The 20,281-nt window shown below is 68.1% G+C and carries 21 protein-coding genes; 12 read left to right on the forward strand and 9 right to left on the reverse strand.

What is annotated here, in order from left to right:
- Nucleotides 1-42: 42 nt before the first annotated feature.
- Nucleotides 43-1,032, forward strand: a complete 990-nt coding sequence (locus tag ACV229_RS29780; protein ID WP_448086665.1) for a zinc-dependent alcohol dehydrogenase family protein — start codon at nucleotides 43-45, stop codon at nucleotides 1,030-1,032.
- A 23-nt stretch (nucleotides 1,033-1,055) separates the two neighbouring features.
- Here ACV229_RS29780 and ACV229_RS29785 read toward each other — a convergent pair whose 3' ends face one another.
- Nucleotides 1,056-1,949 carry an SDR family oxidoreductase gene (locus tag ACV229_RS29785; protein WP_448086666.1) on the reverse strand — a complete coding sequence of 298 codons (894 nt, stop codon included), beginning with the start codon at nucleotides 1,947-1,949 and terminating at the stop codon, nucleotides 1,056-1,058.
- 96 nt (nucleotides 1,950-2,045) lie between these two features.
- Here ACV229_RS29785 and ACV229_RS29790 point away from each other — a divergent pair, with 96 nt between their 5' ends.
- Both ACV229_RS29790 and ACV229_RS29795 read left to right on the forward strand, forming a co-directional pair.
- The gene (locus ACV229_RS29790; protein WP_448086667.1) at nucleotides 2,046-2,882 is read left to right on the forward strand and encodes a helix-turn-helix transcriptional regulator; all 837 of its coding nucleotides are present in this window, start codon (nucleotides 2,046-2,048) and stop codon (nucleotides 2,880-2,882) included.
- 72 nt (nucleotides 2,883-2,954) lie between these two features.
- Nucleotides 2,955-3,386, forward strand: coding sequence for an acetyltransferase (locus ACV229_RS29795; RefSeq protein WP_448086668.1), 432 nt, complete (start codon nucleotides 2,955-2,957; stop codon nucleotides 3,384-3,386).
- 136 nt (nucleotides 3,387-3,522) lie between these two features.
- On the opposite strand, the gene ACV229_RS29800 is transcribed toward ACV229_RS29795, so the two are convergent.
- The gene (locus tag ACV229_RS29800; protein WP_448086669.1) at nucleotides 3,523-4,449 is read right to left on the reverse strand and encodes a LysR substrate-binding domain-containing protein; all 927 of its coding nucleotides are present in this window, start codon (nucleotides 4,447-4,449) and stop codon (nucleotides 3,523-3,525) included.
- 103 nt (nucleotides 4,450-4,552) lie between these two features.
- Between ACV229_RS29800 and ACV229_RS29805 the strand changes: the two genes are divergently transcribed.
- From ACV229_RS29805 to ACV229_RS29835, 7 genes are all read left to right on the forward strand, one after another.
- A complete protein-coding gene (locus ACV229_RS29805) occupies nucleotides 4,553-5,764 on the forward strand; it encodes an MFS transporter (protein ID WP_448086670.1) in 1,212 nt (403 codons plus the stop codon).
- Nucleotides 5,765-5,796: 32 nt separating this feature from the next.
- Complete coding sequence (locus ACV229_RS29810) at nucleotides 5,797-6,120, forward strand: MoaF-related domain-containing protein (RefSeq protein WP_448086671.1); 324 nt, start codon at nucleotides 5,797-5,799, stop codon at nucleotides 6,118-6,120.
- A 110-nt stretch (nucleotides 6,121-6,230) separates the two neighbouring features.
- Nucleotides 6,231-7,037 (forward strand): 2,5-didehydrogluconate reductase DkgB, encoded by an 807-nt coding sequence (gene dkgB, locus ACV229_RS29815; RefSeq protein WP_448086672.1) that lies wholly within the window; start codon nucleotides 6,231-6,233, stop codon nucleotides 7,035-7,037.
- 68 nt (nucleotides 7,038-7,105) lie between these two features.
- Nucleotides 7,106-8,221: an alkene reductase gene (locus ACV229_RS29820; protein ID WP_448086673.1), complete on the forward strand. Its 1,116-nt coding sequence runs from the start codon at nucleotides 7,106-7,108 to the stop codon at nucleotides 8,219-8,221.
- A 112-nt stretch (nucleotides 8,222-8,333) separates the two neighbouring features.
- A complete protein-coding gene (locus tag ACV229_RS29825; RefSeq protein ID WP_448086674.1) occupies nucleotides 8,334-9,356 on the forward strand; it encodes an aldo/keto reductase in 1,023 nt (340 codons plus the stop codon).
- Nucleotides 9,357-9,599: 243 nt separating this feature from the next.
- Complete coding sequence (locus ACV229_RS29830; RefSeq protein WP_448086675.1) at nucleotides 9,600-10,829, forward strand: cyanate transporter; 1,230 nt, start codon at nucleotides 9,600-9,602, stop codon at nucleotides 10,827-10,829.
- Between the two features lie 137 nt (nucleotides 10,830-10,966).
- Complete coding sequence (locus ACV229_RS29835; protein ID WP_448086676.1) at nucleotides 10,967-11,737, forward strand: ABC transporter substrate-binding protein; 771 nt, start codon at nucleotides 10,967-10,969, stop codon at nucleotides 11,735-11,737.
- Between the two features lie 31 nt (nucleotides 11,738-11,768).
- On the opposite strand, the gene ACV229_RS29840 is transcribed toward ACV229_RS29835, so the two are convergent.
- The gene (locus tag ACV229_RS29840) at nucleotides 11,769-12,416 is read right to left on the reverse strand and encodes a LysE family translocator (RefSeq protein ID WP_448086757.1); all 648 of its coding nucleotides are present in this window, start codon (nucleotides 12,414-12,416) and stop codon (nucleotides 11,769-11,771) included.
- 100 nt (nucleotides 12,417-12,516) lie between these two features.
- On the opposite strand from ACV229_RS29840, the gene ACV229_RS29845 reads away from it, so the two are divergent.
- A complete protein-coding gene (locus ACV229_RS29845) occupies nucleotides 12,517-13,365 on the forward strand; it encodes a LysR substrate-binding domain-containing protein (protein WP_448086677.1) in 849 nt (282 codons plus the stop codon).
- 19 nt (nucleotides 13,366-13,384) lie between these two features.
- On the opposite strand, the gene ACV229_RS29850 is transcribed toward ACV229_RS29845, so the two are convergent.
- From ACV229_RS29850 to ACV229_RS29870, 5 genes are read right to left on the reverse strand one after another with little or no spacing between them, the layout of a single operon-like run.
- Nucleotides 13,385-14,845: an amidohydrolase family protein gene (locus tag ACV229_RS29850; RefSeq protein WP_448086678.1), complete on the reverse strand. Its 1,461-nt coding sequence runs from the start codon at nucleotides 14,843-14,845 to the stop codon at nucleotides 13,385-13,387.
- Between the two features lie 47 nt (nucleotides 14,846-14,892).
- Complete coding sequence (locus tag ACV229_RS29855; protein WP_448086679.1) at nucleotides 14,893-16,095, reverse strand: amidohydrolase family protein; 1,203 nt, start codon at nucleotides 16,093-16,095, stop codon at nucleotides 14,893-14,895.
- The gene (locus tag ACV229_RS29860; protein ID WP_448086680.1) at nucleotides 16,092-17,570 is read right to left on the reverse strand and encodes a sodium:solute symporter family protein; all 1,479 of its coding nucleotides are present in this window, start codon (nucleotides 17,568-17,570) and stop codon (nucleotides 16,092-16,094) included. The genes ACV229_RS29855 and ACV229_RS29860 overlap by 4 nt, the downstream gene beginning before the upstream one ends.
- A complete protein-coding gene (locus ACV229_RS29865) occupies nucleotides 17,567-17,779 on the reverse strand; it encodes a DUF3311 domain-containing protein (protein ID WP_448086681.1) in 213 nt (70 codons plus the stop codon). The genes ACV229_RS29860 and ACV229_RS29865 overlap by 4 nt, the downstream gene beginning before the upstream one ends.
- 28 nt (nucleotides 17,780-17,807) lie before the next feature.
- A complete protein-coding gene (locus ACV229_RS29870) occupies nucleotides 17,808-18,935 on the reverse strand; it encodes a porin (protein ID WP_448086682.1) in 1,128 nt (375 codons plus the stop codon).
- A 140-nt stretch (nucleotides 18,936-19,075) separates the two neighbouring features.
- Between ACV229_RS29870 and ACV229_RS29875 the strand changes: the two genes are divergently transcribed.
- On the forward strand, nucleotides 19,076-19,207 hold the full coding sequence (locus ACV229_RS29875) for a hypothetical protein (protein WP_448086683.1): 132 nt from the start codon (nucleotides 19,076-19,078) through the stop codon (nucleotides 19,205-19,207).
- A 69-nt stretch (nucleotides 19,208-19,276) separates the two neighbouring features.
- On the opposite strand, the gene ACV229_RS29880 is transcribed toward ACV229_RS29875, so the two are convergent.
- Nucleotides 19,277-20,173, reverse strand: a complete 897-nt coding sequence (locus ACV229_RS29880) for an IclR family transcriptional regulator (RefSeq protein ID WP_448086684.1) — start codon at nucleotides 20,171-20,173, stop codon at nucleotides 19,277-19,279.
- Nucleotides 20,174-20,281 lie beyond the last annotated feature (108 nt).

Below are 20,281 nucleotides of genomic sequence, written 5' to 3' on the forward strand. Positions count from 1 at the left end.
GCCGCCACGCGTTCCGATCATCGTTCAACGAAGGAGAAATCCATGTCCCGTGTCGTTCGCTTTCACCGCATCGGCGGTCCCGACGTGCTGCAGATCGACGATGTCGACGTGCCCGCACCGGGCGCCGACGAAATCCAGATTCGCGTGAAGGCCATCGGCCTCAATCGCGCGGAAGTCATGTACCGGACCGGCAGCTACACGATCGAGCCGCGCTTTCCCGCGACGCTCGGCTACGAGGCCGCGGGCGTCGTCGCGGCGGTCGGGCCCGGCGTGACGGGCTTTGCCGAAGGCGACGCGGTGAGCGTCGTGCCGGCCTTTTCGTTTGCCGACTACGGGATGTACGGCGAACGGGTCAACGTGCCCGCGCATGCGGTCGTCAGGCATCCTGACGGCCTGTCGTTCGAGGAAGCCGCCGCCACGTGGATGATGTTCGTCACGGCCTACGGCGCGCTGATCGAGCTCGGCGGGCTGCAGCGCGGCGACGCCGTGCTGATCGGCGCGGCGTCGAGCAGCGTCGGGCAGGCCGCGATCCAGATCGCGAATCATATCGGCGCGGTGCCGATCGCGTTGACCCGCAGCGAATCGAAGCGTCAGGCGCTGATCGACGCCGGCGCCGCGCACGTGATCGTCGGCAGCGGGGAGGACCTGACGCGGGAGGTGTTGCGATTGACCGGCGGAACCGGCGCGCGCATCGCGTTCGATCCGGTCGGCGGGCCGGATGCGGCTCACCAGCTGCGCGCGCTGCGTCCGCACGGCACGTTCTTCCAGTACGGCGCGCTCGATACGCGCGACATTGTGGTGCCCGTGATGGATCTGCTCGCCCGGCACCTGACGCTGCGCGGCTACGAGCTGTTCGAGATCAGCGGCGATCCGCAGCGGCTCGAGCGGGCCAAGCGCTTCATCACGGACGGGCTCGCGGCCGGCACGCTGAAGCCGTCGATCGATCGCACGTTCGCGTTCGAGGACATCGCTGACGCGCACCGGTACATGGAGGCAGGCGCGCAGGTCGGGAAGATCGTCGTGACGGTTTGACATGCGCGTCCCGCCGACGCCGCTCAGGCCTCGAAATAGCGCGGCCGGTCGACGTCGGCGATCAGCCCCGGTTGCGCGGGCGCCCAATCGAGCAGCGCGCGGGTGCGTCCGCTCGACGCCGGCGCATCCATGCCCGCGAACATCGCGAACCAGCCGAAGTGTTCGGCCGCCGCTTCAGCGGACTTCGCGACGACCGGCACGTTCAGGCGCCGGCCGATGACGGCCGCGATCTCCCTGAACGACACCCCCTCCTCGGCCACCGCGTGATACCGCGCGCCGGCCGCGCCGCGCTCGACTGCAAGACGGTACGCGCGCGCGGCGTCGAGCCGGTGCACCGCGGGCCAGCGATTGAGCCCGTCGCCGACGTACGCCGACACGCCCTTCTCGCGCGCGAAGCCGATCAGGCGCGGCACGAAGCCGTGGTCGCCGTCGCCGTGCACGGATGGCGGAAGACGCACGACCGATGCGCACACGCCGCGCGCGACATAGGCCGCCGCGGTCGCCTCGGACGCGCGCGGGTACGTCGGCGACGCCGGCACCGGCGGATCGTCCTCGGTTGCGGCCCGGCCGGGCGCGACAAGCGCGAGGCCCGACGTCACGACGAGCGGACGTCCCGACCCTTCGAGCGCCGCGCCGAGCGCTTCGATCGCGCGCCGGTCCAGTTCGCAGTTTTCCGCGAAGCGGGAGAAGTCATGGTTGAAGCCGGTGTGGATCACGCCGTCGGCTTGTGCGGCGCCGCGCTTCAGGCTGTCGAGATCCTCGAGCGAGCCGCGATGGACGGTCGCGCCCGTCGCGGCGACGGACGCCGCAGCGGCATCGGAGCGCGCGAGGCCGAGCACGTCGTGCCCGGCGGCGATCAGTTCGGCAACGACGGCGGAGCCGACGAACCCCGACGCGCCAGTGACAAAGACACGCATGGTGAAATCCTTCGGTGATGGGTGAAGGATTACTATCTGTCGACGGCCGATCGCGGTGAAGTCGTGACGGTTTACCGGTAAACGGACTAACAGGCTATGGCGGACGCACACGACAACCAGCTCGGCACCTACCTGCGCGATCGCCGCGAGAAGCTCGACCCGGCGGCGCTCGGGCTGCCGACGACGCGGCGCCGCACGCCCGGCCTGCGGCGCGAGGAAGTGGCGCAGCGCGCGCACGTCAGCGCCGCGTGGTACACGTGGCTCGAACAGGGCCGCGGCGGCGCGCCGTCGGCCGACGTGCTGGACCGGATCGCCCGTGCGCTGATGCTGACCGGCGTCGAACGCGAGCATCTGTTCCTGCTCGGTCTCGGCCATCTGCCCGAGGTTCGCTACGAGGCGGCCGGCGGCGTGACGGCGCGGCTGCAGCACGTGCTCGATTCGCTCGAGACGAGCCCCGCGATCGTGCGGACGGCCACGTGGGACGTCGTCGCGTGGAACCGCGCGGCGGCATCGACGCTGACCGACTACGGCGCGCTGGCCCCGGAACGGCGCAACATCCTGCGGCTGATTTTTCTCGATTCGCGCGTGCGCAACGCGCAGTCGCACTGGGAAGGCGTCGCGCGCTTCGCGGTCGCCGCGTTCCGCGCCGATGCCGCGCGCAGCGGCGCGACGCAGGCCGTCCAGGCGTTCGTCGACGAGCTGCGCGGGCTGAGCCCCGAATTCGACGCGATGTGGCGCGACCATGACGTGCGCGCGCACGACGAAGGAACGAAGGAGATCCACCATCCGGCCGTCGGGCGGATCGCGCTCGAATATTCGGCGTTCGCGGTGAACGGGCGGCCCGATCTGTGTCTCGTGATCTTCACACCGGTGGCCGTGGAGGATCGGGAGCGCGTCAGGACGCTGATCGAAAAGAGAGAGAACGCCCGATAGCGGTGGTCAATGTCTCGCCGGATTCTCGATAAAATCGTCCGCTTTCGCCGCCGTGCGCTCACAACAACAACCATGACCATCCGAGAACGAAAGCCCGAAGACAACCCGTCCCTGCTGGACATCTGGCACCGCGCCGTCAAGGCGACCCACGCGTTTCTCAGCGAACGTGACATCGCCGACCTGTACCCGCAGGTTCGCGACCTCTATCTGCCGAGCGTCGCCGTCTGGGTCGCGGAAACCGGAGACAGCCGCATCGCCGGGTTCATCGGCGTGAACGACGCGCAGGTCGAGATGCTGTTCGTCGATCCCGATCTGTTCGGCCAGCGCGTCGGCACGCGACTGCTCGATCATGTCCGGGCGCGGCATGCGCACCTGAGCGTCGACGTCAACGAGCAGAACCCGCACGCGCATGCGTTCTATCGCCGCTACGGCTTCCGGGATATCGGCCGCTCTGAAACGGACTCGGCAGGCCGGCCGTTTCCGCTGATTCACATGACGTATTGAACGCGGATTCGGCTCGCGCAGCGCACCCCGGCGCGCGTTCGCGTCGACACGCCTCCGGACCGCACGTTTCTCGCCGCGGGACGACCTGCACGGTGACAATTCCGTCCGCAGCGGAAAGATGGGGCGCGCGCGTCGTTCACTGAACCGTCCACGCGGCCGCCTGCCGCGCGGGGAGCTTGCCGGCGAGCGCCTCGACGAGGTAGTCGACGAACGACGCGATCCGCGCCGAGATCGCCGTGTTCCGGTAATAGACGGCCTGAATCGGCTGCCGCACGTCCTGCGTATGGCGCGCGAGGATCTGCACGAGACGCCCCGCTTCGCGATCCTGCGCGGTCATGAAATCCGACAGGCAGACGATGCCGGCGCCGTCGAGCGCCAGTTGCCGCAGCGTCTCTCCGCTCGACGAGCACACGGCCGGCTCGATCCGGTACGGCTCGCCGTCGGCGCCGAGAATCGGCCACACGTTCAGCGATTCCGGCTGGTTGAAGCCGAGCAGCGCATGCTTGCCAAGCTCGTCGGCCTTGCGCGGCTGACCGTGCGCGTCGAGATACGCGGGGCTCGCGAGGATGCGCACCCGGCTGTTGCCGATCAGCCGGCTGTGCAGCGTCGAATCCTTCAGGCGGCCGATCCGGATCGCGACATCGGTGCGCCGCTCGAGCAAATCGATGATGCCCTCGTTGCTGTTCAGCTCCAGCGCCACCTGCGGATACCGCTCGCGATAGCCGCGCACGAGCGGCACGATCACGTGCAGCATGAACGGCGACGCGGCGTCGACCCGCAGCCGCCCGGACGGCTTTTCGCGCCGCGCGAGCATCTGCTCCTCCGCGCTTTCGACCGAATCGATGATCGCCCGTGCGTTTTGCAGAAAGGCGCGCCCTTCCTCGGTCAGTTCGAGGCGGCGCGTGGTCCGGCGCAGCAGCGTGGTCTTCAGCTTTTCCTCGAGCCGCGCGAGCGTGCGGCTCGTCGCCGACACGGTGAGATCGAGCTGCTGCGCGGCCGCGGTGATCGACCCCGTATCGACCACGGTCGCGAAGGCCTGGAGTTCATCTAGCGTGATCTTCATTGTTGATTTCAAATCAAAACAATTTGGTTTATAGACCAGTTTTTCCGCAAAAGTAAAGCAGGCACAGTGCGGGGCATCCTCACCGGAACCAGGAACGTCCATCATGCCCCTTGCCCTGCTTGCGCTGACCATCAGCGCGTTTGCGATCGGGACGACCGAGTTCGTGATCGTCGGCCTGATCCCGACGATTGCGTCGGATCTCGGCGTCAGCCTGCCGTCCGCGGGCCTGCTCGTCAGTCTCTACGCGCTGAGCGTCGCGGTCGGCGCGCCGCTCCTCACCGCGCTCACGGGCCGCATGCCGCGCAAGACGCTGCTCGCGGCGCTGATGGCGCTGTTTACGATCGGCAACCTCGTCGCGTGGCAGGCGCCCGGCTACGAATCGCTGATCGTCGCCCGCATCCTCACCGGGCTTGCGCACGGCGTGTTCTTCTCGGTCGGCTCGATTATCGCGACGACGCTCGTGCCGAAGGACAAGGCCGCGAGCGCGATCGCGACGATGTTCAGCGGCATGACCGTCGCGTTCGTCGCCGGCATTCCGCTCGGCACCTTCATCGGTCAGCACTTCGGCTGGCGTGCGACGTTCCTGATCGTCGCGCTGTTCGGGCTCGTCGCGTTCATCGGCGCCGTCGCGTTCGTGCCGCGCGGTCTCGCGCAAACGCCGCCCGCGCCGCTCGCCCGGCAATTCCGCGTGCTCGCGCAACCGCGTCTGCTGCTCGTCTTCGCGATGACGGCCGTCGGCTACGGCGGCTCGCTGATCGCGTTCACCTACATGGCGCCGCTGCTCGAACAGATCGCCGGCTTCACGCCGTCGCAGGTCAGCCTCGTGCTCGTCGGCTACGGCGTGTCGGTCGCGTACGGCAACGTCTGGGGCGGCAGGCTCGCGGACCGCGTCGGCCCCGTCAAGGCGCTCAAGCGGATCTTCCTGCTGCTCGCGGTCGTGCTGCTCGCGCTGACCTTCACGGTCCACGTCGCATGGCTCGCGGTCGCCACGATGCTCGCATGGGGCGCGGTCGCGTTCGGCAACGTGCCGGGCCTGCAGGTCTACGTCGTCAAGCAGGCGCGCCATTTCGCGCCGGACGCCACCGATGTCGCGTCGGGCTTCAACATCGCCGCGTTCAACCTCGGCGTCGCAGGCGGTTCGTCGCTCGGCGGGCTGATCGTCGCGCACATCGGACTCGGCCATACGCCGTGGATCGCGGCGGCCGTCACGCTCGGCGCGTTCGCGCTGACCGCGCTGAGCGGCTCGCTCGACGCGCGCGACGGCCTGCCCGCGCGCACCGCCGAACCCGCCGAACCCGTTGAACTCGCTCACTGAACACCCTGCCTTTTCCCCAGGAGATCATCATCATGAACGCACCGACCCGACGCCCGCCGTTTGCCGGCAAGACTTTCGAAGTCCGCTACGACGGGCTCACCGCCATCAACGCGTATGCCGACGACGGTGTCCACATGCGCTACGAAATCACCGAAGGCGCGTTCACGGGCGCGACGGGCGAAGTCGCCTACACGTGGCAGCACGTCGCCGGCGAAACCTACGCGATTTCGTGGCAGGAGGCCGATCGCGCCACCGTCGTCCATATCGACGATTTCGCGGCCGGCACGTCGCGCTCGTTCTTCACCGCGCCGACGCTCGACTTCTATCGCCTCGAAGGCAGCCTGCGCGCGCGCTGACCGGATCTCGGCCATGTCCCCTCACTCGACACACTGACGCGCGGCGTGCTTCCCCATTTCCATCGAAACCCGACGGATCAACCCGTTTCCTCTCTTCCAAGGAGCACACCATGAGCAAGATTCCCGCATTCGGCCTCGGCACTTTCCGCCTGCAAGGCCAGGTTGTCATCGATTCGGTTCGCAACGGCCTCGAAGTCGGCTACCGCGCGATCGACACCGCGCAGATCTACGGCAACGAAGCCGAAGTCGGCGCAGCGATCGCCGCATCGGGCGTACGCCGCGAAGACCTGTTCCTCACGACGAAGATCTGGGTCGACAACTACGCACCGGAAAGGCTGGTGGCCAGCCTCGAAGAGAGCCTCGCGAAGCTTCGCACCGACCATGTCGACCTGACGCTGATCCACTGGCCGGCCCCGGGCAACGGCGTGTCGATCGAAGCGTTCATGACCGCGCTCGCCGACGCGAAAGCGAAAGGCCTGACGCGCCAGATCGGTATCTCGAACTTCAACATCGAACTGACGAAGCAGGCGATCGCCGCGGTCGGCAAGGACGCGATCGCGACGAACCAGATCGAGCTCAGCCCGTATCTGCAGAACCGCAAGCTCGTCGACTTTCTGCAGCGCGAAGGGATTCACGTCACGTCGTACATGACGCTCGCGTACGGCAAGGTGCTCGGCGACCCCGTGATCGGCGCGATCGCGCAACGGCATCAGGCGACGCCAGCGCAGGTCGCGCTCGCGTGGGCGCTGCGCCTCGGCTACTCGGTGATTCCTTCGTCGACGAAGCGCGAGAACCTCGCGAGCAACCTGCTCGCGCAGACGCTGCAACTGACCGACGACGACATGGCACAGATCGCCGCGCTCGAGCGCAACGGCCGCGAAGTCGATCCCGCCGGCCTCGCGCCGAAGTGGGACTGAACGCGCCGCAGCTCATTCGATTCGACTTGCCGCGGCGGGTGTGCCGCGGCTCCGACAGGACTCACATCATGACCCAGGACCCTCTGTTTCAACCGCTGCGACTCGGCGCGCTGACGCTGCCGAACCGCATCGTGATGCCGCCGATGACGCGTTCGCGCGCGAGCCGGCCCGGCGACGAAGCCAACGAATTGATGGCCGCGTACTACGCGCAACGCGCGGGCGCCGGCCTGATCGTCAGCGAAGGCACGTATGTCGCGCCGCTTGGCAAGGGCTACGCATGGACGCCCGGCATCCACACACCGGCGCAGGTCAGCGGATGGCGCAAGGTGACCGACGCCGTCCACGCGGCGGGCGGCCGCATCGTCGCGCAGCTCTGGCACGTCGGCCGGCTGAGCCACACGAGCCTGCTCGGCGGCGAGCAGCCGGTGTCGTCGTCGCCGATCCAGGCTGAAGGCGTGAAGGTGTTCATCGCCGGCGAGGACGGCAGCACGCCGGGCTTCGTGCAGGCGTCCGCGCCGCGCGCGCTGACCGTCGACGAGATTCGCGACGTCGTCGGCCAGTACCGCACCGCCGCCCGTCATGCGATCGAAGCCGGCTTCGACGGCGTCGAGCTGCACGGCGCGAACGGCTACCTCGTGAACCAGTTCATCGACTCGAACGCGAACACGCGCACCGACGCCTATGGGGGCTCGCTCGAGAACCGGCTGCGGTTCCTCGGCGAAGTCACGCAGGCGCTGATCGAAGGCACGGGCGACGCATCGCGCGTCGGCATCCGCCTCGCGCCGCTCACCACGCTTAACGGTTGCGTCGACAACGATCCGGAAACGACGTATCTCGCCGCCGCGAAGCTGATCGGCGAACTCGGCGTCGGCTACCTGCACATCGCCGAAGCCGACTGGGACGACGCGCCGCTGATGCCCGTCGAATTCAAGCACAAGCTGCGTGCCGCCTTTCCGGGCGTGCTGATCTATGCAGGCCAGTACACGGCCGAACGCGCACGCGAGGCGATCGCGGCGGGCTGGGCCGACCTGATCGCGTTCGGCCGGCCGTTCGTCGCGAACCCCGACCTGCCCGAGCGCCTGCGCATCGGCGCGCCGCTCGCGCCGCACCACCGCGACACGCTGTTCGGCGGCGGCGCGCAAGGGCTGACCGACTACCCGACGCTGGCCGAGGCCGCCGCCTGAACGATCCTGTTCGTGCCGGGCCAGCCGCCGTACGTCGGCTCCACGCAACTCAACATCAACGCGGTCGCGATCCGCCGATCACCACGGCCGTTTTCTCCCTACGAGACATCCCATGAGAATCACACTCCCCTCCCGCATCGGTTTCGGGACTGCACCGCTCGGCAACATGTACCGGGACATCCCGAACGACGAAGCGCTCGCCACGGTCGACGCCGCATGGGACAGCGGCATCCGCTATTTCGACGCCGCACCGCTGTACGGCGCCGGCCTTGCCGAACTGCGGCTCGGCGAAGCGCTCGCGGGCCGCCCGCGCGACGCGTATTCACTCGGCACGAAAGTCGGCCGGCTGATCCTCGACGAACACGAGGACGCGTCGCAACGCGACCTCGGCGAGAAAGGCGGCCTGTTCCGCCACGGGCTGCCGAACAAGATCGTCTACGACTACACCGAGGACGGCACGCTGCGTTCGATCGAAGCGAGCCTCGAGCGGCTGCGCACCGACCGCCTCGATACCGTGTGGATTCACGATCCGGCCGTCGACTTTCACGGCGAGCAGTGGCGCGACGTCTTCGATGTCGCGATGTCGGGCGCAGCGAAGGCGCTGACGCGGCTGCGCGACGAAAAGGTGATCCGGGGCTGGGGCCTCGGCGTGAACCGCATCGAACCGTGCGAACTCGCGCTCGAGCGCAGCGATCCCGATGGCTTCCTGCTTGCCGGACGCTACACGCTGCTCGATCACGCAGGCGCGCTCGAACGGCTGATGCCGGCGAGCGTCAAGCGCGGGCTCGGCATCATCGTCGGCGGCCCGTACAACTCCGGCGTGCTGGCCGGCGGCACCCACTTCGAGTATCAGCCGGCGCCGCAGGCGATGCTCGATCGCGTCGCGCGCATCCGGCAGATCTGCGAGCGCTTCGGCGTCGATATCCGGGCCGTGGCGCTGCAGTTTTCGCTCGCGCACCCGGCCGTCGCGGCGGCCATCCCCGGCGCGAGCCGGCCGGATCGCATCGACGAGAACCTGCGTCTCGCGGCCGCGCCGATTCCGGCGGAGCTATGGGACGCGCTCAAGGCCGAGCACCTGATCGCCGACCATGCGCCGACGCCGCCGGGCGCCGACGTGGCGGGCATGCGCGGCTGAGACCGAATCGCGCGCGACGAGAACCAAGCAGAAGAGCGCGTCCTGACACTCACGTCGCTGGCCCTGGCGCACGCCCCGCAGCGCCAGCGGCCGCTTCCATCCGCCCTCGCCACAGCACGCCACACTCATCGCATTCCCCACTGACGCCCAGTCGAATATTTAATTTTCAACTGGCGAGGCGCGCCTTTACCCTTTCTCCATCGCATGACCGGGCCAATGGCCCGCCCTCCCTGGAGCATCCCGATGACTGACCCCGGCACCGCGCAAGCCGTTCGCCGACCGCACGCGGTTTCCGTGTCCTATGGTGCACTGGCGCTGCTGGTGCTGGCCGGACTCAACCTGCGCCCGTTCCTGACCGCGTTCGGCCCCGTGCTCGACCTCGTGCGCGCCGACACGGGCCTCGGCTTTCGCGCCGCCGCGCTGCTGACCACGCTGCCGTTCGTGCTGATGGGCGTGGTCGCGGGCGTCGGGGTCGGACTCGCACGGCGCGTCGGCGAGCAGCGCGCGCTGAGTGCCGCGCTGCTGCTGATCGCCGCGGGCTGCACGTCGCGCCTGTGGACGGCCGGCAGTGCGGGCCTGATCGCCAGCGCCGCGGTCGCGGGCGCCGGTGTCGCGGTGATCCAGGCGCTCGTACCGGGCCTCGCGAAGCGCTGGCTCGTCGACCGGCTGCCGCTCGCGATGGGCCTCTATTCGGCCGCGCTGGTCGGCGGCGGCGCGTTCGGCGCGATCGCGGGCCCGTGGCTCGCCGCCCGTGGCGGCTGGCATCTCGCGCTCGCGGTGTGGGCCGTGCCCGCGCTCGTCACGCTCGTGCTGTGGCGCGCGAAGGCGCCGCGCGATGCGGTGCGCGCCGCCACGGCATCGGCCTCCGTCGCCGCGTTCGCACGCAGTGCGCGCGCATGGCAGCTCGCGCTGTTCTTCGGTCTCAGCAACAGCGGCTATGCGAGCCTCGTCGCCTGGCTGCCCGCGTTCTACCGCAGCGGCGGCATGAGTCCGCAGGCGAGCGGCAACCTGCTTGCATGGATGGCCCTGTTCCAGGCAACCGGCGCGCTCGCGATGCCGATGCTCGCGAAACATTCGCCGGACCGGCGCAACGTGCTGTGGCTCACGCTCGCGCTGCAGGCTGCCGGTTTCGCCGGGTTCGCCGCACTTCCGACGTCCGCGCCGTGGTTCTGGGTCGCGAGCGTCGGCCTCGGCCTCGGCGGCTTCTTCTCGATGAGCTTGATCGTGACGCTCGACCATGTGCCCGACGCGCGGCTCGCGGGCGCGCTCGCCGCGTTCGTGCAGGGCGTCGGCTTCCTGATCGTCGCGGCGAGCCCCTGGTTGATCGGCTGGCTGCGCGACGCGGGCGGCGGCTTCGCGATCGCGTGGTGGATGCACGTCGCCGTGGTCGTCGCGATGGCCGCGCTGAACGCCGCGCTCTCTCCTGCCAGCTACCGGCGCAGCATGGCGCGCATCGTCGGCGCCGCGCGCTGAACCGAACCCGGACGGCGACGGCATCCGGCCGGAACCCGTTCGCCTGTCCGCGGCGCGGCCGGCCGCGGGCAGTCATGCAGACCGGCCACGCAACCGCTGTCGATGCAATTACATCAATCGGAGACATGGAGACATCAATGAAAAAGCTCGTCATGGCTGTCGCGCTTGCGCTGACGGCCGCCGCCGCGCACGCGAAGGACCCGGCGGTCCTGCGCTTCGGCGTCGATCCCAGCTACGCCCCGTTCGAATCGCTCGCGCCCGACGGCAAGCTCGTCGGCTTCGACATCGATCTCGGCAATGCGATCTGCGAACGCATGAAGGTCCGCTGCGTGTGGGTCGAGAACGCGTTCGACGGGATGATTCCCGCGTTGAAGGCGCGCAAGTTCGACGGCGTGCTGTCGTCGATGAGCGTGACCGAGAAGCGCCTCGCGCAGATCGCGTTCACGGACAAGATCAACAACGTGCCGCCGCGGCTCGTCGCACGGCGCGGCTCGAACCTGCAGCCAACGCCCGAGTCGCTGACGGGCAAGAGCGTCGGCGTCGAGCAGGGCTCGACGCAGGAGACCTACGCGCGCACGTACTGGGAGCCGAAGGGCGTCGTCGTCCGCACGTACCAGACGCAGGATCTCGTCTACCAGGACCTGCTGGCGGGCCGGCTCGACGCGTCGCTGCAGTCGTCGGTGCAGGCCGACCTCGGCTTCCTGAAGACCGCGAAGGGCGCCGGCTTCGAATTCGCGGGCCCGCCGCTGCATGATCCGAAGACGCTCGGCGTCGGCTCCGCGATCGGCGTGCGCAAGGACGACGACGCGCTGCGCCTGCAGATCAATCAGGCACTTGCCAGCATGATTCAGGATGGGACTTATCAGCGCATCGCGAAGAAGTACTTCTCGTTCGATATCTACAACTGACGGAGAGGCCGGCGCATGCGCCGGCCAAAATTCAGTAGATGCCTGCCGCCTTCAACGCGTCTGCGGCCATGTGTGCGCCCAGCACAAACAGCATCACGCCCATCATCCAGCGCTGAGCCAGCAAAAGTCCGGGGCGACGGGCGAGGAACGTCGCCATGCCGCCGGAGCAGACTGCCACGAAGCCATTGATCGATGCGAACGCGACAATCAACGACGCACCGAGCACGAGCGACTGCCTGAGAACGCTGCCATCCTGGGCGTTGATGAATTGCGGCAGGATAGACAGAAAGATCATCGCAAGCTTCGGATTCAATAGACTCGTCGCGGCGCCCATCGCGAAGAGCCGGCGTGGCTGCTCCCGGTGCAGATCGCGAACTTCGAGCGGAGAACGGCCGCCAGGCTTCACGGCCTGCCACGCCAGATGGAACAGATACACGGCGCCCCCCGCGCCCAACACGCTGCCTGCATAAGGCACGCTCAAGAAAAGCGCCGTGATGCCGAACGCTGCGCCGAACATGTAGAAAAGGTAGCCGAGCATGACGCCCGCAAGCGAAACAAGCCCGGCCGCACGCCCTTGCGCAATCGAGCGCGACATCACGTAGACCATGTTCGGGCCCGGCGTCACGGCAAGCATTCCGCCGACTGCCAGAAATCCGTAAATCGATGCCGTTCCGTGCATGGTCGCGCTCCCCGGATGATCGTCGATCATAGTATCGGCTTGCTGCATAAACGCGTAAAACGAATTAAACTGAAATGATTAATCAGATTTTCTTACCAAAATGAAGAAGCTCGATCTGGACGTACTCGAGATGCTCGTGGCGGTTGCCGATACGGGATCGTTTGTACGAGGCGCGGAGTCCGTGCATCGGTCGTCGTCGGCGGTCAGCATGCAGGTCAAGGCGCTTGAAGAGGCGCTCGGAAAGCCGCTGTTCGTGCGAAGCACGCGTCACGTCACGATTACCGCGGACGGCAAGACGCTCGTGGACTATGGCCGCCGCATGCTTGCGATGCGGGATGAAGCCTGGGCGTCGGTCGTTCGCCCCGAGATGAAGGGCCGCGTCACCATCGGCGTGCCCGATGACTACGCCGCGTCGCTGCTGCCCCAGGTGCTGGGAAAGTTCGCGGTTGCGCATCCGCGTGTCGAAATTCGGGTCATCGGCCTGCCGAGCAGCGCGCTCGTTCCATTGCTCAAGGACAACACGCTGGACCTGGCCTGCATCACGAAAACGAAGGGTGTCGCGAGCGAATTCATCCGGTTCGAGCCCATGGTGTGGGCCGGATCGCCCGCACGAAAGGTGTGGAAGGAACGCCCGCTTCCGATCGCCGTCTTTGCACACGGCAGCACCGCGCGTGCAAATGCCATCAGCGCACTTCAGCGGGAAAACATCAAATATCGGATGTCCTACGAAAGCCCGAGCCTGATGTGCCTGATCAGCATGGTGGAAGCAGGGCTCGCGATCGCCCCCCTCGCAAAATGCAGCGTGCCGGGGCACCTCGTTCAGCTATCGCAGAACGAAGGGTTGCCGCCCCTGGATGAACTCGAAGTCGTCCTTGCCCGCAGCGCCCGGTCCGGCCGGCCGCCCTGCGATTTTCTCGCTGAACAGATTCTCGCTGAAATGAGCGTGTGAGCCGGCCGCGCATTGACGCTCAGTAATGGCTGCGCCCCCACAGCGTCGCCGGCTCGTCGAGCAGATGACGCAGCCCGCTGCGCGCGAACGTCGCTTCCGCGACTTCCGTCACGCGTTCGAGCACCGCGTGCTCGTCGACCGACAGCACGCGCCGGTCCTCCATCAGGATCCGGCCGCCGACCATCGTCATGCACACGTCGGCCGCGTTCGCGAAGCAGGTCACGCGATAGACCGGCATGTTCATCGGCATCATGTGCGGCCGGAACAGGTCGACCAGGATGATGTCGGCGAGCTTGCCCGCCTCGAGCGAGCCGACCTCATGGTCGATCGACAACGCCTTCGCCGCGTCGATCGTCACCATCTCCAGCACCTTGCCGTGCGGCAGCACGTCCGGATCGCGGAAGTGCCGGCGATGGTAGTGCATGCACTGCCACATGTGGCGGAACATGTCGTACCCGCGATCGGGCGCCGCGCCGTCCGACGCGATCGCCACGGTGACGCCCGCATCGATCAGCTCGGGCACCGGGCAGCGCCCGATGATCGACATGATCGCGCTCGGGTTGTGCACGATCGCGGTGCCCGTCTCCACGCAGGCCGCGATGTCATCGTCGGTCAGGTCGATGCAATGCGACATGAACGACGTGCGGCCGAGCAGCCCGAGTTCGCGATGCGCGAACGCGAGCGTGCCGGCCCGGTGGCCATCCTGCGTGAACGCCAGTCCGCGCTCGCGTGCAAGCGCGCCGTAGCGCGCGGCCTGCTCGCGGAAGTCGCGCTCGTACTGCGCGAGCTCCGGATCGTGCTCGGGCCCGTAGACGGGCAGCGTGAGCGCGATCCGGATCCGCCCGTCCGCGTCGCCATGACACGTGTCGACGATCTCCGTGCACACGTCGTACATCATGTCGAAATCGATCTCGCGCGTGTCGCTGCCGTCCGGCGTGTGACGCGTATACGCGCGCGGCGCGGGCGGCCGTGACGGGCCGACCGCGACGATCGAGCGCGTGCCGGTGCGCACGACCGCGTCGCAATGGCGCCGCGCGTAGACGGGATCGTCGACGCGCATGATCGAGTTGCCGCCACCGAGCAGCGACACGCCGGTCGTCACGCCGGCCTTCAGGCGCTCGAGCGCCGCGAGATGCGACTCGGCCTCCCAGAATGCCTCGTCCGACGCGCGCGTGTAGATCGTTTCAGCCGCGGCCGACCACGCATCGCCGTCCGCGCCGCCGATCGTGCGCAGCATCGCGTGGCCTGCGTGCGCATGCGCGTCGATGAAGCCCGGCAGCACGGCCTTGCGGTGCGCGTCGATCGTGCGCGCCGCGCGATAGCGCGCCTGCAGCGCATCGGTGTCGCCGACGGCGACGATGCGCTCGCCGTTGATGGCGACCGCGCCGCTCTCGATCACGCGCCGCTGCGGATCGAGCGTGATCACGCAGCCGTTCGCAATCAGCACGTCGATCGCTTCGCGATTGTCCTCGGTAGTCATGGCGTCATGTCCTGTTCTGGTTCGATGTAATCCGGCGCCGCGAGCGCTCATTCGCCGATGAAAGCACCGTCGCGCGCGACGATGCGCCCGTTCGCGACGACAAGCCGCCGCACGGGCCGCGCGACGATCGCGTGCGCGACCGTCTCGGCGTCGACGAGCACGAGATCGGCGCGCGCGCCGACGTGCAGCCCGTAGTCGGCGAAACCGCAGCCGCGCGCGCCCGCATCCGTCACGCAATCGAGCGCGATCGCGAGATCGTCATCGCGGCGCAGGTCATAGCGCATGCCGATCAGCATCGCGCGCTCGAGCATGTCGGGCACGTTGTACGGCGACCAGGTATCGCGAATCCCGTCGTTGCCGCCGAAGATCGTGATGCCGCGGTCGCGGCAGGTCTTCAGCGGCGGCACGGGACGCGACGGCGGCGCGGACGTCAGCAGCGCGACATTCAGGCTCGCGAGCCGGTCGAGCAACGCGTCGCGTTCGCGCTCGGGCAACGCGCCGAGGCAGAACGCGTGGCTGACGACGACCTGCCCCTGCATCCCGAGCGCCGCGACGCGGTCGAGCAGCAGGTTGAGCGTAAACGCGCCGATCTCGCCCGGTTCGTGCAGATGGATGTCGATCGGCTTGCGGTGGCGTTCGGCGAGCGCGAACGTCGCATCCAGCGACGCAGCGGGATCGCGGTCGATCAGCGCGGGATCGAGTGCGCCGAGCACGTCCGCGCCCGCGTCGAGCGCGCGCGACAGCAGCTCGACCGTGCCCGGCCGGATCAGCATCCCCGACTGCGGAAACGCGACGATCTGCACGTCGAGCGTGTCGGCCAGCGCCTGCCGCGTGCCGAGCACGCCGTCGAGATAGCGCAGGCCGCCGTCCGTGTCGACGTCGACGTGGGTCCGCAGCCGCGTGGTGCCCGCCGCGACGAACGCGCGCGCGAGCGCGAGCGACTGCGCGCCCGGGTCGTGCCCCGACGTCTTGCGCCATTCGCGCTCGTTGCTGATGCGGTCGACCAGCGCGGGGCCGACCTCGTTGCGGTACCACGGGCGGCCCCAGTTGCTCTTGTCGATGTGCGTGTGCCCTTCGACGAAGCCGGGCAGCAGCAGCGCGCCGCGGCCGTCCTCGACCGCGGCGCCCGGCACCGGCGTCAGGCCGGGCCCGAGCGCCGCGATCCGGCCGCCGTCGATCGACACGGCCGTCGCGCGGCCGTCCGGCAGCCGTATGTTGGAAATCAGGAGAGGAGAAGAATGTGCTGTCATGCGGATTCGACCGTCGTTGCGAAACGGGCCCGCAGCCTGCGCTGCACGGCGCTGGTCGCGATGAACACCAGCGCGTTCACGGCGAGCGCGACGAGCCCGGGGTTGATGGAAGTCAGCGTGCCGGGTGCGCCCGGGAACAGCGACGCGAGCGTCACGCCGTAGTAGTTGGTGAGTGCGATCACGATGCCGCCCGCGACGATCCCGGCGAACGCCGCCTCGCGCGTGCCGAACGGCCGCTTCAGGAAGCTCGACGCGAGCATCGGCACGAGCTGCGTGAGCAGGCTCGACGAGAAGATCGCGAGCGTGACGAAGGTCGCGCCGCCGCGCAGCACGAAGTAGACGACGACGAGCGTGAAGATCGGCAGCGCGATCCGCGCAACGCGCGCCACCTCGCGGTCGGTCGCGTTCGGCGCGAAGCCTTCTCGGTAGATGTTGCGCGCAATCGTCGTCGACGCATTCAGCATGATCAGCGAGCCCGGCACGAGCGCGGTCAACAGGCCCGTGCCGCCGACGATGCCGACGAACCACGCGGGGAACGTCTGCTTGACGAGCCGCAGCAGCGCGAGATCGGTCTGCGCGCCCTCGAGCCCGTGCACGGTCAGCACCGCCGCGAAGCCGACGAGGAACAGGAACGCGATCAGCACCTGGTAGAGCGGCATCAGTATCACGTTGCGGCGCAGCGCCCGCTCGTCCTTCGCGACATAGATCGCGGTGAAGCCGTGCGGATACAGGTAGTAGCCGAGCGACGTCAGCAGGATCGTCGAGTTGTACCAGCTCAGGTTGAAGCCATGCTCCGGCATCCTCAGCAGTTCCGGATGCACGGCGTCGATCTTCGCGAACATGTCGCCGAGGCCGCCGAAGTAGTGGATCGGCAGGTAGAGGCCGAGGAAGATCGCGATGCCGAGGATCAGCACGTCCTTGAAGATCGCGATGCTCGCCGAGCCGTGGATGCCCGACACGACCATGTAGACCGCCATCAGCGTCGCGGCGATCCAGATCGCGGCCGCTTGCGGAATCAGCCCGTACGACATCTCCGACACGATCACGCCGAGCCCGCGCAACTGGATCATCAGCAGCGACACCATCGCGAACACCGCGACGACGGATACGAGCACGCCGATCGCGCGGCTGTCGTACTTCGACGCGAAATAGTCGGCGAACGACACGAGCCCGCGCTCCGTCGCGTAGCGCCAGATCGCGGGCAGCATCCAGTAGCCGATCACGAACGCGAGACAGCCGTACGACAGGATGTAGAACGCGGGCACGCCCTTGCTGTAGGTCCAGCCGCTCGCGCCGAGGAACGAGAACGTCGAGAAGGCCTCGCCGGCCATCAGCAGGAACGTGAGCAGCGAGCCGAAGCCGCGCCCGCCGACGGCCCACTGCTCGAGGCTCAGCTTGCGGCCGCGCCGCGCCATCAGCCCGATCGCGAGCGCGAAGACCGCGAACGCCGCGATGATGAAGATCGATGCATTCATCGCGCGTCTCCCGTGCGGCCGGCGCGGGCCGCGTCGCGCTCGTCGAGGCGGAACAGGATCGCGAGGATCGCGGCCGTCGCCGCCATCCAGATCAGGTTCCAGACGAGCAGGAACGGCAGCCCGAACAGCAGTGGCTGCAACTCGGCGAGCGAGCCGCCCGCATACATCCCGGCAAACGGCAGCGCCGCCAGCACCAGTTTGAGTTTCATGTGACCTCCCGGAAGACGCGCGCGCAAATCAGAACTTGTGACGGATGCCGGCGACGACCGCGACCTGCGACGTCGTCGACGACGGGTTGCCGGTGCCGTCGATCCACGCCTGGCCGACGGCCGACGACGCCTTCTGGTAGAAGCCGTTCACGTACACGTCGGTGCGCTTCGACAGCAGGTACTGCACGCCTGCCGACACCTGGTGGTAATGGCCGCTCTCGTCGCCACGCGCGACCCGCGTGTACGTGTAGCCGGCCGCGGCCATCAGCGCGGGCGTCACCTGGTAGCGCAGGCTGCCTTCGTAGTTGCTGAAGCGCAGCGTGCCGCCCGTCGCCATCCCGAAGTTCGAGCCCGTGTACAGCAGGCCGAGCGTCGCCGGCCCGATCGCGTAGCTGCCGCCTGCGCCCCAGATTTCCTGGCGGATCGCGCTCGCGAGGCTCGCGCCGAACACCGATGCCGACGCAGGAAAGTAGTTATCCGAAGCGACGGCGCCCGTTGCGCTGCTCGCGGGATGGTTCATCCGTGCATACGCGGCGCCCGCGTTGAGCGGCCCGTTCGTGTACGTGAGGCCCGCGCTCCAGCTGTTGTCGTTCGAGAAGCCGGTCGAGTTCGAGAACCCGTACATCAGGTTCGCCTGGACGCCCGCGATCGTCGGCGACACGTACTTGACCGCGTTGTTGGTGCGGAACGTGTTGTTGATGTCGTCGTTGTCGAACGGATGCGTCGAGTACTGCGCGAGGAAGCTGCTCATCTGCAGCGAGCCGAGGATGTCCTGCGTCGAGTTGTACTGGCGGCCGAGCGTCACCGCGCCCCAGTTCGCGCCGCTCAGGCCGACCCACGCCGATCGCCCGAACATCCGGCCGCCCTGCCCGAGCGCGCCGTTCGCGACGTTGAAGCCGTTCTCGAGCCGGAAGTTCGCCTTCAGCCCGCCGCCGAGATCCTCGGCGCCGAGCAAGCCCCAGCGCGGGCCTGATTCGTTGCCGCCCGTGAACTGCCACGCCGAATGGCCCTTCAGGTTGTTCGTATAGGTCACGCCCGCATCGACGATCCCGTACAGCGTCACGGTCGACTGTGCGTGCGCGGCGCCCGCGAGCAGCATGCCGATGCCGGCGCACAGGCATGCGGCGCCCGTCTTCCCACCCTTCTTTCGCAACATCCGTGTCATCTCGTCTCCAAACCTGCTCATTGATGTTCTGATGGATCTGTCCATTCGCGTCGACGGCGTTGTATAGACATTCGCTGGATGGTATCCAGCCGCAATCACATTCAGAAATGAAATGTTCAACTGGACATCAGTTGAAAATCGAATGGCAGGGGATCAGAAGGACGACGGTTCGACCCCGCAAGAAAAACGAAAGCGTGCGGCGCGGCCGCGCCGCACGGGTGGAGATGGACGTGAAGGGCTTGCGTAAGCAAGCTGACGATTGAACGATCTTCGGCCAGCGCAGCGGCGCGCGTCTGTTCGATCATGCCGGTGCGCGACATGCGCCCCGGCGGTCACACGACCGGCTTCTCCCCGTGTCCCGTCAACCCGTGCATCGGCCGCCGCAGCGCGGCGTCGAACGGATTCGTGCGCGGCCCGATCGCGTCGGCCTGGCGCGTCAGCAATTCGACCACCATCGGCAGCCGGTCGTCGCCGAGCCGCGACGCGAGCGTGCCGACGCTCAGCGCGCCGACCGGGTATCCGGTGCGGTCGAGAATCGGCACCGCGACGCCCGCCATCCCGTCGAGCACGCCGCTGTTGCGGCCCGCGTAACCGAGCTGCCGCACGCGCTCGATCTCGGTGCGCAGGTACACCTCGTCGAGCACGCCGTAGCCGCGGATGCGCGGCACGTTGAAGCGGATCACCTCCTCGCGTTCCGCTTCCGGCAGGAACGCGAGGATCGCGAGGCTGCCCTGCCCGACGCCGAGCGCGACCCGCCCGCCGATGTCGCCGGTAAACGAGCGGATCGGAAACGGTCCTTCGCAGAGGTCGAGACACACGGCATCGAAGCCGCTCTTCACGAGCAGGAAGATCGTCTCGCCGAGGCTCGCGCACAGCCGCAGCAGCGCGGGCCGGCACAGCGTGCGCATGCTGCTCGGGTTGCCGGCCTGCGCGGCGAGCGCGAAGAAGTCGACGCTCAGCCGGTACAGCTTCGACTGCTCGTCCTGTTCGACCATCCCTTCCGCGATCAGCGACTGCAGGATGCGGTGCGCGGTGCCCTGCGTGAGGCCGACCGCCTTCGCGAGATGCGTGACGCGCACGCCGTCCTGCTGCATGCCTGCAAGCGCACGCAGGATCGCGAACGCGCGCTGCAGCATGCCGGCGGCGGGCGCGCCCGCCGCGTCCTCGGGCGGCGCAACGGCGGCCGGCGTTCCGGCGGCCGGCGTTCCGGGCGACAGGGTGTCGTGCATGCTGGATCTCCTCGGCGATTTCATTCAGCGGAATACGATGACCCCGATTGTCGATCCGCCGAAAATCCCCGTGCATCCGGGTGTGCACGGGATTGACGCGTGCATTTC

The sequence above is a fragment of the Burkholderia sp. MR1-5-21 genome, assembly GCF_053427715.1.